The sequence below is a fragment of the Rhodococcus sp. PAMC28707 genome (assembly GCF_004795915.1).
Lineage (GTDB): Bacteria > Actinomycetota > Actinomycetes > Mycobacteriales > Mycobacteriaceae > Rhodococcoides.
In genome coordinates, this window is record NZ_CP039253.1 from 2,311,264 (window position 1) to 2,323,771 (window position 12,508).

The 12,508-nt window shown below is 63.3% G+C and carries 13 protein-coding genes and 1 pseudogene; 6 read left to right on the top strand and 8 right to left on the bottom strand.

Going from position 1 to position 12,508, the window contains the following annotated elements; all coding sequences use genetic code 11:
• The first annotated feature begins 25 nt into the window (after positions 1–25).
• The 3 genes from E5720_RS10435 to E5720_RS10445 all read left to right on the top strand — a co-directional run bounded on the left by E5720_RS10435 (position 26) and on the right by E5720_RS10445 (position 3,698).
• Positions 26–1,039, top strand: coding sequence for an iron chelate uptake ABC transporter family permease subunit (locus E5720_RS10435; RefSeq protein ID WP_136172579.1), 1,014 nt, complete (start codon positions 26–28; stop codon positions 1,037–1,039).
• Positions 1,036–1,860 (top strand): ABC transporter ATP-binding protein, encoded by an 825-nt coding sequence (locus E5720_RS10440; RefSeq protein ID WP_136170608.1) that lies wholly within the window; start codon positions 1,036–1,038, stop codon positions 1,858–1,860. Before E5720_RS10435 ends, E5720_RS10440 begins: the two co-directional genes overlap by 4 nt.
• Before the next feature lie 263 nt (positions 1,861–2,123).
• Positions 2,124–3,698 carry an AMP-binding protein gene (locus E5720_RS10445; RefSeq protein WP_136170609.1) on the top strand — a complete coding sequence of 525 codons (1,575 nt, stop codon included), beginning with the start codon at positions 2,124–2,126 and terminating at the stop codon, positions 3,696–3,698.
• A 31-nt stretch (positions 3,699–3,729) separates the two neighbouring features.
• Here E5720_RS10445 and E5720_RS10450 read toward each other — a convergent pair whose 3' ends face one another.
• Complete coding sequence (locus tag E5720_RS10450) at positions 3,730–4,698, bottom strand: patatin-like phospholipase family protein (protein WP_247596259.1); 969 nt, start codon at positions 4,696–4,698, stop codon at positions 3,730–3,732.
• 304 nt (positions 4,699–5,002) lie between these two features.
• Between E5720_RS10450 and E5720_RS10455 the strand changes: the two genes are divergently transcribed.
• Together E5720_RS10455 and E5720_RS10460 are read left to right on the top strand one after the other, a co-directional pair.
• Entirely contained in the window at positions 5,003–6,211 is a 1,209-nt protein-coding gene (locus tag E5720_RS10455; RefSeq protein WP_136172580.1) for a hypothetical protein, read from the top strand.
• Positions 6,208–7,533: a lipase family protein gene (locus E5720_RS10460; RefSeq protein WP_136170611.1), complete on the top strand. Its 1,326-nt coding sequence runs from the start codon at positions 6,208–6,210 to the stop codon at positions 7,531–7,533. The genes E5720_RS10455 and E5720_RS10460 overlap by 4 nt, the downstream gene beginning before the upstream one ends.
• Before the next feature lie 33 nt (positions 7,534–7,566).
• On the opposite strand, the gene E5720_RS10465 is transcribed toward E5720_RS10460, so the two are convergent.
• The 6 genes and pseudogenes from E5720_RS10465 to E5720_RS10485 all read right to left on the bottom strand — a co-directional run bounded on the left by E5720_RS10465 (position 7,567) and on the right by E5720_RS10485 (position 10,632).
• A complete protein-coding gene (locus E5720_RS10465) occupies positions 7,567–8,277 on the bottom strand; it encodes a thioesterase domain-containing protein (RefSeq protein WP_136170612.1) in 711 nt (236 codons plus the stop codon).
• A 284-nt stretch (positions 8,278–8,561) separates the two neighbouring features.
• A complete protein-coding gene (locus E5720_RS21995) occupies positions 8,562–8,747 on the bottom strand; it encodes a hypothetical protein (RefSeq protein ID WP_247596375.1) in 186 nt (61 codons plus the stop codon).
• 12 nt (positions 8,748–8,759) lie between these two features.
• A pseudogene (locus E5720_RS22000) lies at positions 8,760–8,900 on the bottom strand (DUF202 domain-containing protein); the annotation flags it as partial.
• 1 nt (position 8,901) lies between these two features.
• Positions 8,902–9,252 (bottom strand): DUF202 domain-containing protein, encoded by a 351-nt coding sequence (locus E5720_RS10475; RefSeq protein WP_136170614.1) that lies wholly within the window; start codon positions 9,250–9,252, stop codon positions 8,902–8,904.
• A gap of 142 nt (positions 9,253–9,394) precedes the next feature.
• Entirely contained in the window at positions 9,395–10,081 is a 687-nt protein-coding gene (locus tag E5720_RS10480; protein WP_210729992.1) for an SDR family oxidoreductase, read from the bottom strand.
• Between the two features lie 26 nt (positions 10,082–10,107).
• A complete protein-coding gene (locus E5720_RS10485; protein ID WP_136170615.1) occupies positions 10,108–10,632 on the bottom strand; it encodes a DinB family protein in 525 nt (174 codons plus the stop codon).
• A 111-nt stretch (positions 10,633–10,743) separates the two neighbouring features.
• Here E5720_RS10485 and E5720_RS10490 point away from each other — a divergent pair, with 111 nt between their 5' ends.
• A complete protein-coding gene (locus E5720_RS10490; RefSeq protein WP_136170616.1) occupies positions 10,744–12,081 on the top strand; it encodes a glycogen debranching protein in 1,338 nt (445 codons plus the stop codon).
• Here E5720_RS10490 and E5720_RS10495 read toward each other — a convergent pair.
• Positions 12,078–12,461 carry a VOC family protein gene (locus tag E5720_RS10495; protein WP_136170617.1) on the bottom strand — a complete coding sequence of 128 codons (384 nt, stop codon included), beginning with the start codon at positions 12,459–12,461 and terminating at the stop codon, positions 12,078–12,080. The genes E5720_RS10490 and E5720_RS10495 overlap by 4 nt on opposite strands.
• Positions 12,462–12,508: the final 47 nt, after the last annotated feature.

Genomic DNA, 12,508 nt, shown 5'->3' on the forward strand with positions numbered 1-12,508 from the left:
GCTCGCAGATCGGCCCACCGTCGAGATGGTGGCTCGCGGCCGCAGTAGCCGCTCGAAACGTCGAAGAACGACGATTGCAGTGTTGGCACTGTTCATCGTCCTAGCTTTCGCGGTCACCTTGATGGTGGGTCGGACCTTCTACCCACCGGCCGAGGTAGTCCGCGTTCTTCTCGGTCAGGACGTGGCAGGCGCAAGTTATACCGTCGGCCGCCTTCGTCTTCCCCGTGCGGTCCTCGCGATCACCGCCGGGTTCTGCTTCGGCATCGCCGGCGTGACCTTTCAGACGATGCTGCGCAATCCACTCGCCAGTCCCGACATCATCGGAATCAGCGCCGGGTCCAGTGCCGCAGCCGCATTCGCGATCGTCAGTCTCGGACTCGGTTCGACGCAGGTCTCGATTTTCGCCATCGTCAGCGGGTTGGCGGTGGCGCTGATGGTCTACGTGCTCTCGTTCAAGGACGGGATCGTTGGAACCCGCTTGATTCTCATCGGTATCGGCATTGCCGCGATGCTCGACAGTGTCACCGCCTACATCCTCTCCCGCGCAGGTCAATGGGATCTGCAGGAGGCGACGCGGTGGTTGACGGGCAGTCTCAACGGAACAACGTGGTCTTCCGTCGTACCCGTTCTCGTGGCCATGGCCGTCCTGACGCCGGTACTGCTGATGCAGAGCCGGAACCTTGCCGTCACACAGCTCGGTGACGATATGGCTCCTGCTCTCGGCGTGCGGGTCAGTCGAACACGGCTGATCGTCATAGTGGCGGCCGTCGGCCTCATAGCTTTTGCGACGGCGGCGACGGGACCGATTGCGTTCGTGGCCTTCCTGTCCGGTCCCATAGCCGCACGCATCGTCGGAGCAGCCGGGTCTTTGCTGGTTCCCGCTGCACTCGTCGGTGCGCTGCTTGTTCTCGTTGCCGATTTTGTCGGTCAGTACGGCCTGGGCACCCGCTATCCGGTGGGGATCGTCACCGGTGTCCTCGGTGCGCCGTACCTCATCTACCTCATCATCCGTAGCAACCGCGTCGGAGGCACACTGTGACCACCACCCATTCACTCGAGATCGAGCATCTGACCCTCGGCTACGGGGACCGAACCGTGATCGGCGACCTCGATCTGTCGGTAGCTCCGGGGAAGATCACCTCGATCGTCGGCGCGAACGCCTGCGGCAAATCGACTCTGCTGCGGTCGATGTCGCGGCTGCTGAAGCCGCAGCAAGGGCATGTCCTGCTCGACGGCCGCGACGTGCATCGACTGCCGGCGAGGGCATTGGCCCGCGTCCTCGGTCTGCTCCCACAGTCGCCGATCGCCCCAGAGGGCATCACCGTCAGCGATCTCGTCGGCCGTGGACGCCATCCACACCAGGGAATGTTCGCGCGGTGGTCCCATGACGACGACGTCGCAGTCGCCGACGCGCTCGATCTCACCCAGACCGCAGCGTTGGCCGACCGCGCCGTCGACGAGCTGTCCGGTGGTCAGCGCCAACGAGTGTGGATCGCGATGGCCCTCGCGCAACACACTGATCTACTGCTCCTCGACGAACCGACGACGTTCCTCGACGTCAGCCATCAGGTGGAAGTACTCGATCTGCTCACCGACCTCAACCGCAGACGCGGCACGACGATCGTGATGGTGCTGCACGATCTGAATTTCGCCGCCCGCTACTCGGACCACCTGATTGCGTTGGCGGACGGACACATTCACGCTTCGGGCAGTCCGGGTGAAGTATTGACAGAGGAGTGCGTGCGGACTGTATTCGGGTTGGACAACCGCATCATCGTCGACCCGACATCAGGAAAGCCGCTCATGCTTCCCCTGGGTCGGCATCATGTGGAGTCGTCCACCCAGCCCGTCAGGAGTTAGCGCAATCTTCCGCCGCACGGCGCTTCGAGAAGAACCGGATTCGTCTAGCGATCGTTTCGATCACCGGCCGGATCTCCTCGCCTACCCGCAGGCCACCACGTCAACAGGAAGAAGGATCGCGGATACCTCGACCCAAGCCTCGAGCCAGGTGTGACTTCGCTTACCCTCGAAGTCGTCACCGGACCGTGGGTACCTGCCCGTCTCACCGTTCGGGTTTTGGTATCCGTTTCGGAACCGGGCAGGCCGAGCAGAAGGAAGACCAGATGCCAGACGAGTTTGCTGACCTCCACCGGCCGATTTACGCTCCGGATCTGCTCATCACCGCTCTCGAACGGAACCACGACAAGCCGGCGCTGTACATCGGCGACGTTGTTCTCACCGGCGGACAGATGCGCGATCAGATCAGCTGCTTCGCCCAAGCACTCGCGTCGCTCGGAATCACCCGGGGCACCAGCACGGCGATGCTGTCCAAGAATCGTCCCGAGGTGCTCGTCAGCATGGGCGCAACCATGATCACCGGTTGTCGCGCCAGCGCCCTCAATCCGATGGGTTCACTCGACGACCACAAGTACATCGTCGACGACGCCGAGATCGAGACCCTTATCTTCGACGCCGACTCTTTCGAGGACCGCGCCGCAGAGTTGAAGGCGTCGTCGCCGTCGTTGACCACGATCCTGTCGATGGGGCCCTCCGAGGTGGGTATCGACATTCTGGCTCTCGCGGCCACATTCGAGCCTGCAGCTCTCACAGCCGCGCATGTCGATGCCGAGGACGCCAGCAGCATGGTGTACACCGGTGGCACCACAGGAAAGCCCAAAGGTGTTGTCGGATCGTTCCGTTCGGGCGCGGCGCTCAATCAGATCCAGATGTCGGAATGGCAATGGCCCGAGGAGAACCGTTTCCTCATCTGCACGCCGCTATCGCATGCCGGTGCCGCGTTCTTCATTCCGACGCTGCTGCGCGGTGGCGCGCTGATCGTCCTACCTGCCTTCGAACCCGGGGCAGTTCTCGCGGCGATCGAAAAGCACAAGATCACCGCAACCATGTTGGTGCCCACCATGATCTACATGCTCATGGACCATCCGGACCTCGAGAAACGGGACGTCTCCAGTCTGCAGACGCTTTTCTACGGGGCATCCGCGATGTCGCCGGCACGTTTGCAGGAAGGCATCGAGAAGTTCGGTCAGATCTTCTTCCAGTTCTACGGTCAGACCGAGTGCGGCATGACCATCTCGGTGCTCCGTAAGGAAGAGCACCTCGCCGACGACCCCGCCCGACTTGCCACCTGTGGCCGTCCGGTGCCGTGGCTCGACGTCCGATTGCTCGACGACGACCTGAACGAAGTGCCGCAGGGCGAGCTGGGCGAGATCTGCGTCCGAGGTCCCTTGGTCATGAAGGGGTACTGGAAGAAACCTGCCGAGACCGCAGAAGCTTTCCGCGGCGGCTGGCTGCACACCGGCGACATCGCGCGCAAGGACGTCGACGGCTTTCTGTCCATCGTCGATCGCAAGAAGGACATGATCGTGACCGGCGGCTTCAATGTGTTTCCGCGCGAGATCGAGGACGTGATCTCCGCGCACCCGTCCGTGGGCTCCGTGGCGGTTGTGGGTGTACCGGACGACAAGTGGGGTGAAGCCGTCAAAGCGTGCGTGGTTCTGCGCGGTGGGCTGACTGTAGCGGCGGAAGAGTTGGTCGAGCGGGTGAAAGCAGCCAAGGGGTCGGTGCACGCACCCAAGAGCATTGATTTCCTGGACAGCCTGCCGCTGACACCGCTCGGTAAACTCGACAAGAAGGCGCTACGCGCGCGGTACTGGGAGATCAGTGACCGCGCTGTGTAGGAGTGGATTCCCCATCATGCAGTCCCGGATTTCAGACCGGTAGTGTGCGGCAGGCGGTGAGGTAGTCGGCGAAGTCCCAGGTGCTCAGGAACTGCTGAGCAGCGCGGACACCGCTGTTGTAGAGGGTGAGTCTTTGCGCGTCGGTGATGTCGAAATCGACGGCGCTGATCGACTCGGTGGGTACGAACACCGTGCGCCGCACCGTGCAGGGTGAATCGACGTAGGCGGCGTCCTGGTTGGTGAACAAGGTGTCGATCGCGGCTATGCCGAGGGCCAGGGGCCCGCGCACATGATGGGTCGCCGGGGGTGTGCCCGGTCGTGCGGTGAGCCGCACACCGAATGTCGGCCAGCGAGGCTCTACGGTATCGGTCCGGTCGAACAATCCGACGGGGAAGTCGGAGAGCAGTCCGCCGTCGACCCAGGTTGCGCCCGAAACTTGGACGGGTCGAAACAGGAACGGGATCGCCGCCGACGCTCGCACCGCCTTTGCGACTGGGAAGGTATCGGGGTCGATGTCGTAGAGCGGCAGGTCCCACGGGATCCGGACAAGACGTTTCCGGGAGAGGTCGCTGGCGGTCACCACCAGCGAATATGCGTAGCTCAGCGGTTCCTCGCCGGTGCGTAGATCGCCGAAAGTGTGGACCCCGAACTCGGCGAGAGTATCGGTGAGGAGGTCTTCGAGATAGGCCCCCTGGTAAAGACCGTTCGAGGTGAGCAACGAAAGGACCCCGCCGATCAGCGGCACACGCCCGAGCAGCGACGGGTCGGTCAGTTTGCGGTAGTCGACGCGCTGCGCAATCTCCGGCAATCGCGTCACGGGCTCCTTGGCTTGCTGCAGCGCAGCCACCAAGGCCGCGACGACGGCGCCGGCGCTGGACCCGGCGACGCGCGGAAAGCTATAGCCTGCCTCGGCGAGCGCATGGACAGCTCCGACGAGGCCGATGCCTTTCACCCCGCCGCCCTCACAGACCAGATCTGCCTGATGGACCGCTGTCGTCACCACACCAACGGTACGCGCGAAGAACAGTACGCCCGAAGAACAGTGGTCAACGGTGGTTTTGCACCAGCAGATAACGAACCCCAGGTGGCTGCACACTGTTTGTGTAGAGTGTTCCGTTGCTCGCCAGATGGCTGCAGAATCGACGCGGTGTAGCGGACTTTCGGGGGATCTGGTCCGCGCCCGCTGCAACCGCTGGACCCCGGATCGCCCCCTTGCAGGAGTGAAGTTGTCGACTCGTACCCTCGTCCGCGCCGCACGTCCAAGATGGAGCCGAGCGATCGCCACGGCCACCGCCGCCGTGCTCATGATGCCGCTGGGCGTCGGGTTCGCGGACGCGAACCCCGCCACCTCCGCAGAACTTGCGCCATTCCTGGATCTGCCGCTCGTCAACCGCGATGCGGGCCACGGCCCGGGCGGTGTGAATCCGGCGTTGCCCTATGACAGGGCGCAGCTCGAGAATCTGCTGGAGAGAGCGGATAGCGAGGGTGTCGATCCGCCCCGTTCTGCGGCGTTGCTGCTGCAGTACCGGCTGGTCGACGTCACCGAGGCTGCCGGCATCGACCTTGCGACCTGGGACCCACGCGCGGGCGTCGATGCCAACCGGCAGAACCTGATCGACTCCTACAGCTACTACGTGGGCCTGCAGTCGAGCCACCGTGAGTTGCAGTGGGCCGGTATGGGCGGACTCGTGGGCGCAGACTTCGGCGGCGGCCTGATCGACTTCGAGCTGATGTCCGGGATCTACGACTTCCCAGGTATGGCACAGACAGCCAACGCAATCGTCGAACAGACCCTCGAGGTGCTCGGCCCCGACGCGGTGGCTCCGCTGCCGAAGGGGCTGCAGGCGCTCGCCAGGTCGGGCGCCACTATCACGCCGGAGGACCTGAATAAGATCCTCGGCGAGATCTTGGTGATGCAGAAGAACATCTTCTCCGACCTGATGCCCATGCACCAGGCGTATGTCACCGAAGGCCTCCCCGCGCTGGAGCAGATGCACCGCGCCGGGTTGTTCGGCGACTCCATCATGAATGCCTGGAGAGATGTGGCCTCGGGCGACCAAGACCGTATCGCCGCAGGCAACCGCGTGCTGCTGCAGCGCGAGCAGGGCGAGGTGATCAGGTCGCAATGGGACGACGTCCGCAACTACAAGGGCGACGTCGGCGAGGCCATCACCTACGCGTCGACCATCGCCGCCTCGCCGTCGGTGGCCGGGGTAACCCCGCCGCGCTCGTACAAGCCGGTCACCATCAGTGCCACGTTGGCCGACGGACGCGTCGCTACCCTGACCACGCCTCTCCCCAGCTGGAATTGGTCGGTATTCGACCAGCGCTGGGACTATGTCTCCGCCGAGCTACTGCCCAAGTACAAGGCGATGGTGGCGAACAATTGGCCGCAGCTCGAGTCCGAGCTGCGCGAGCCATACGACCAGAAGCTCGAGGGCGCACGCCCGCTGCGGAACATTTCGCAGATGCTTCAATCTGCACTGGAGGGAACCACGGTGACGTTCGCATGAAACGCGCAGCCACAGTTTTCACAGCCACGGTCGCCTCCATCGCAGTCGTCTTCGGCGCGCAGGCGGTGGCACAGGCGGAACCGGTGAGCACCCCCGGGCTCGACGAGATCTTCACCGACTACACGACGGGCATGCTCGAGGACGGCGAGTTCGCCTCGGTGGACGAGATCACTGAAGCGCTGACGCCCAACGACTCTTTCTACGACGAGCCTGAGCTGACCGGCAACGAGGCTCCCGGAATGCTGCTCGAGTCGCAGCCCGCGCAGGTGATGTTCGCCGGTTTCCAGCCGGGCAACCTCGACGCCTACAAGGTCATGTACGTGACCCGCGGCGTCGACGACATGCCGGCGATCAGCACCGGTATCTTGCTGATCCCGATCGACGGTCGAGACAACGTGGACCGCCCGATCATCGGCTACCAGGAAGCCAACGACAGCGTCGGCGCCTACTGCCACCCGAGCAGTCTGTGGACCGGAGCGAATCCCCTCGATAGCGCAACGTGGTCGGCGGTGGGGCCACTGACGCTGATGCTCGACAAGGGCTACGCAGTCATGATCAGCGACGTCGGCAATGGAGGTGACTCGGACCCACATGGCGTGTTCGCGGGCAAGTTCGGCGGACAGTCCAATCTCGACGGGCTTCGCGCCGCACTGCAGGTAGAGGAGGCGGGTCTGAGCAAGGATGCGCCGATCGGTATCTTCGGCATCGCGGGAGGCGGCGTCGGCGCCGCTGTAGCCGCAGAGATCCAGCCGGAGTATGCGCCCGAGCTCAACGTCAAGTCCGCCGTGCTCGAGGGCATGGTCGTCAACCAAAAGAACTTCATGCGCACCGCCGACGGCTCCGTCGGCTCCGGCTTCGCGTTCGCGAACCTGCTGGGCCTCGAGCCCTGGTACCCGGAGATGAAGATCGACGAAAAGCTCACTCCGGTCGGCAAGGAGATCGCTTCCTTCTACCGCACTCAGTGCCAGACACCGGCGTACTTCGCCATGCCCTTCGTGCCGTTGCAGACGCTGTTCATCGACGGGCAGAGCCCCGTCGACATCCCCGATTTCCAGCCGGCTTTCGAGGACAACAAGCTCGGCAAGCATGCGCCGCAGGCCAAAGTCCTCATCACCTCATGTGGCGCTGACGACTCGCCGATGTCCTTGGTGCCCGCGCAGGACTCCCGAGACCTCGCCGAGAAGTACCGGGCCGGGGGCACCGACGTGACATATGCGCCTAGCGACTGCTCGATGAGCAAGACCCTCACGGACCCGTTCGGGTGGAGCACCGACCTGTACGGCATGCAGACCATCGACTGGCTCGATTCCACGCTGCAGTGACCTGACCCGGGGGTCCTTCAACCCCAAAGAGGCTCAGATATAGCTGTTCACCAGCGGTCCGACGATGCCGAAGGCCGACGCGTCGGGGACCAGGTACTTGACGACCGTCCCACTGACGAAGGGGTGCCACGCCGGCCCGGCGTCGGATCCCTCCGCCGAGACGACCAGGGCGCTGCCGACGTAGACGCCGGGGAAGTGCCGCTTCGCCAGCGCCTCGTTGTGGGTTGCGACGGTGAGGAGTTCCTCGGCGTGGCTTCGATCGATGTCGTCACTCATGCCTGCCAACAATTGGTGCGCAAGCTCAGCGGGGGTGCCGACGGTGCGGGACTGCAGCGGATCGCTACCGAGCAGAGTGAGGCTGTCCACTGCGACGCCGCGTCCCTGCATGCCGACGGCTACTGCGTGGGCGAGAAGGCCGCCGAAGGAGAGTCCGAGAAGGTGGATCGGTCCCACACTGTTGGCGGCGAGAATCTCATCTACGTAATACGCCGCGAGTGCCGTCAGGGACTTCGAATCCTTCCCGGGTATGGGCGCCTGAACACCGTAGATGGGGTGCTCCGCGTTCACGTGTCCAGCCAATGAGGCGTAGCAGGAGGCGAGTCCGTCGATCGGATGAATGCAGAAGACGGGTGCCCGTGATCCGGTGGCGCGGATCGGCAGAATGGTCGGCCTCGGATACTCGGTGGGCGATCGGTCGACGATTCCCGTGATGGAGGGGTGCGAGAGATCGTTGACGACGGTCATGCGGAGCCTCCGGGATCAAGTCTTGGGTCATTCGGCCGCATGTGCGAACAACCTGCGAAGTTCGTAAGCGCCGATCGACGAGTATGTCGCCGGAAGAGGCGCAGGTGTTACCTGCATCTCATCGATTATTTCATCTTTGGTTCGTCCATTGACTGGATCTGCATAGATTTGCGGTCGAAATCCCTGCTCCAGGCATCGGAGTCGGCGATGTGGTCTTTGTGAATTACACAGTGGTAGTTCTCTGTTCGGCGGATGGAATCACCGGACGGGGATGAAGTGCCGATTCATTTGAGCAAGATCCACATCCCTGACGCACTCAGTACGATCAGACTCATCGCCAGCACGCCACCCATCGCCAACGCAGGTGTTGCCTTTTCGGTTGTGAACAGCGCCAAGCGTGCAGGCCTCGAACGGCGTTCGAATATCGTCACTGCGATTATTAGCAGAGCGGCGATCAATGGCCCGATCAACGATGCCGCTCCGAATGGTGGCAGCCAGCGCAGGCATGCGGCAGACAAACCTAAGATCGACAAACTTGTACGCACAAATGAAAGCGACGTGCGTTCGGACTGCAGACCCCCATCCGGAGACTTCGGCACGTTTTCGGAACGAAGCGAGGTCATGTCAACTCACGACCCCAATCACCAGTACCGTTGCACAGATCACCAGGATCACCCCTACCGCCGGAGCCATCAAGGGAATCGGAAGCGTGCGTTCCGCTCTCAACGCTCGTTCCGAACTGATCCAGTGAAAAAACGAGGTGACAGTGATCAATGCTCCACCGATCAACAGTAAGGCTGCCAAAGCAGAACGCGTTGTCGACGGAAGGATGTCGGCGCCGAAAGCTTCGAGTCCGACACCTGAGGCCACAAATGCCGTCGCGGTGCGAATCCAGGCCAGGTACGTCCGTTCGTTGGCGAGCGTGAATCGCGGATCTGGGTCTTTCCCCGAAACAAACGGTTTCCAGCGACCCATACTTTGCATTCCTATCTCGAAGAGACTCGTTTTGGATACTTAATTGCACACACTGTCGGCGGTCTGGCAATTCCAAGGGGTAGCTGTCACTCACGTCCGATGCTGCTGTGGTGAGGATATCGATGACGGGCTCGGTTGTTGTCTACCGCGACCTGAGCACGATTTCGGTCGGATGGGTGTCGGCGGGGGTGTCGATGGCATTCCGAACGGCGAGCGCGACCGATCCGGCTTGCAGAAACTTCGATCCGTCGTAGTCCCCGCCCTCGTGCTCGACGATTGCTCGCTGCATATCGGTGTCGATCCGCCCGGGGTGCACCGACGTCACACGCAGCGCCGGCTCCTCCTGGCGCAGCGCATCGGCGAAGGCCCGCAACGCGAATTTCGACGCCGCATATCCGCCCCACCCGGGGTTGGCCCGGATGCCGGCACCCGAATTGATCAGCACCACATGCCCGCCCGCGCGCCGCAGCGCCGGCAGCAAGAGCTGGGTCAGCGAAACCACCGACAGGACGTTGCTCTCGTACTGGCGACGCCAATCCACGACGGACGACTCCTCGATCGTGCCGAGTGCCGCGACGCCGGCGTTGTGGACCAGGACATCGAGCGACTCCATCGGCTGCACTGCGGCGGCGACGGCGTCGTGATCGGTGAGATCCACCGGCCAGGGCGTCGAACCCTCCAACTCCGAAGACACAGCGGCGAGCGATCCCGAAGATCTTCCACCGAGGTACACGTGGTGATCGGGTGCGAGTGTCCGCGCAATCGCCGCACCGAGGCCTCGACTCGCACCCGTCACCAAAGCTGTACGAGTCAATGCTGCTGAAGTCATGAGTCCAAACTAGTCATTGCGCTTACCTAGCCGAACGTCATGCCTGCTTCGGCCCCCATGGACATCGTCGTGTTCCCGCCGTCGAGGGATTCTCTGATGATGTCGGCGTGGCCGGCGTGCTGGGCAACTTCGCGCAGGATGTGCAGCAGGGTGTAGCGCGCTGATTGCCAAGCACGCTCGGGAGCCCACGGCGCGGTCGGTAGCGGTACCTGGGTATCGAGGTCGAGATCGGCGATCGCGGCTTCGGTTGCGGCGCCGACGCGGGCGTACTCCTCGACGAGGCCGGCGACGCTCTGGCCCGGACTCATCACGTATTCGGTCTCCATTCGGGACATGTCGAACTCGGCGCTTTCATCCATGGCAGCGAGGATTCCCATCCAGGAACGCTCGTTGTTGACGACGTGGTTGAGCAGTCCGCCGAGGGTGAGGTCGCTGACGGTTGTTCGTTGCCTGGCCTGCTCATCGGTGATCCCCCGAACCGCGTATAGAAAGTTCTTGCGCTGGTCGGCGAGCATTCTCGCAATATCGGCCTTCTCACCGGTGAGTGTCATGAAAGTTCCCTTCGTCGCTGGTGAAAGCAACGGTACGAGCCATTGCGGACAGTTACGGTCCTCAATCGAGTCCGATGCGCGCGAAACACCGAATGGACGCAAACTAGAGCCATGGGCGACCGTGGATTCACTCCGACACAATTGGCCGCTCGAGCTGCCTATCTTCTCCGCGGCAACGACTTGGGCACCATGACCAGCGCCGCACCGCGACTGTATCCGCACATGTGGAGCTGGGATGCGGCGTTCGTGGCGGTCGGGCTTGCACCGCTCAGCGTCGAACGAGCCGTGGTGGAGCTCGATACTCTGCTGTCCGCGCAGTGGAAGAACGGCATGATCCCGCACATCGTCTTCGCGAACGGCGTCGATGGCTACTTCCCCGGACCCGCGCGGTGGGAGACACGGGAGCTGGCCCTGCACGCGCCCGTCGGGCCGCAGACGTCGGGGATCACGCAGCCGCCGGTGCACGCAATTGCGGTGCAGCGCATCCTCGATCACTCGAGGCGACACGGCCGGACCACTCGGGCCGTCGCCGAGGAGTTTCTGGATCGGCGGTGGGAGAACCTAGTCCGATGGCATCGGTGGCTCGCCACGGCGCGCGACATCCAGGGCAGCGGCCGCATCACGCTGTTCCACGGCTGGGAGTCGGGCATGGACAACTCCCCACGCTGGGATGGCTCGTATGCCAATGTCCTCGCCGGGCAGATGCCCGCCTACATCCGCGAGGACCACGCGGTGATCACCGATCTGTCCATGCGTCCGAGCAACAGTGAATACGACCGCTACATCTGGTTGGTCGAAGAGATGAAACAAGTGGGCTACGACGACGCGGCTCTGGCGGAGAAGATGAGCTTCGCCGTGGAGGACGTTTTCGTCAGCGCCATCTTCTCGATGGCGTGCGATGTGCTTGCGACCATCGGTGAGGAACACTCCAAACCGCACTCCGACGTCCGAGATCTGCGCGAGTGGGCGGATAGGTTCCGCAAGGGAGTGGTCGCGACGACCGATCAGCGTTCCGGGGCGGCCCGTGACTACGACGTCCGGGCGGGGCGCTGGATCTCCACCGACACGATCGCGATGTTCGCTCCCCTGTTGTGCGGAGGGTTGCCACGTGAACAGGAGCTCACGCTGTTGAGGATGTTCGAAGGTACCCGATTCTGCGGACATCCGGATCTGCTGTTCGCTGTTCCGCCGTCCACGTCGCCGGTCTCGAAAGACTTTCGGGCACGGGAGTATTGGCGCGGGCCGGTGTGGCCGGTCATGACCTGGTTGTTCTCGTGGGCATTCTCGCGGCGCGGGTGGGCCGAGCGGTCGTTGACGCTGCGTGAGGAAGGATTGCGGCAGGCCGGCGACGGGAGTTTCGCGGAGTACTACGAGCCGTTCACCGGTGAGCCGCTCGGCAGTATGCAGCAGTCGTGGACGGCGGCAGCGGTACTGGACTGGCTCGGCTAGCTGCTGCCCCAGTTCTCGGCTTTCGTCAGACAGAAGGGATGGCCGGCCGGGTCCAGTAGCACCCGCCACGTTTCGCCCGGTTGGTCCTCGGGGAGGCTCGCGCCGAGTTCGACGGCCTTCTTCGCCGCATCGTCGAGGTCTGTCACCGCAAGATCGAAGTGATATTGCTTGCTGCCGTGCGTATTGGGCCACGCCGGCGCAACGTAGTCTTCGACGCGGCCGAATCCAAGGGCACTGCTCGGACCGTCGAGCATCGCGTAGTCCCTCTCGGAATGGACGATGCTCCAGCCAAGTAGTTCCGCCCAGAACTTCGCGCTGGTCGGCGGGTCGGGGCAGTCCAGGGTGACCATCTTCAGCGTCGCGATAGGGGTCTTTGTCATTTGCTCTCTCCTGCCAACGGTGTGTCGGTCCAGACTCCTAGACTCGG

Bases quoted from the DNA above. Each gene is read 5' to 3' on its own strand.
- E5720_RS10455 (WP_136172580.1), top strand. From the start codon at position 5,003: ATGATGCCGCTGGGCGTCGGGTTCGCGGACGCGAACCCCGCCACCTCC.
- E5720_RS10485 (WP_136170615.1), bottom strand. From the start codon at position 10,632: ATGACACTCACCGGTGAGAAGGCCGATATTGCGAGAATGCTCGCCGAC.
- E5720_RS10480 (WP_210729992.1), bottom strand. From the start codon at position 10,081: ATGACTTCAGCAGCATTGACTCGTACAGCTTTGGTGACGGGTGCGAGT.
- E5720_RS10435 (WP_136172579.1), top strand. From the start codon at position 26: ATGGTGGCTCGCGGCCGCAGTAGCCGCTCGAAACGTCGAAGAACGACG.
- E5720_RS10490 (WP_136170616.1), top strand. From the start codon at position 10,744: ATGGGCGACCGTGGATTCACTCCGACACAATTGGCCGCTCGAGCTGCC.
- E5720_RS10445 (WP_136170609.1), top strand. From the start codon at position 2,124: ATGCCAGACGAGTTTGCTGACCTCCACCGGCCGATTTACGCTCCGGAT.
- E5720_RS10495 (WP_136170617.1), bottom strand. From the start codon at position 12,461: ATGACAAAGACCCCTATCGCGACGCTGAAGATGGTCACCCTGGACTGC.
- E5720_RS10460 (WP_136170611.1), top strand. From the start codon at position 6,208: ATGAAACGCGCAGCCACAGTTTTCACAGCCACGGTCGCCTCCATCGCA.
- E5720_RS10465 (WP_136170612.1), bottom strand. From the start codon at position 8,277: ATGACCGTCGTCAACGATCTCTCGCACCCCTCCATCACGGGAATCGTC.
- E5720_RS10475 (WP_136170614.1), bottom strand. From the start codon at position 9,252: ATGGGTCGCTGGAAACCGTTTGTTTCGGGGAAAGACCCAGATCCGCGA.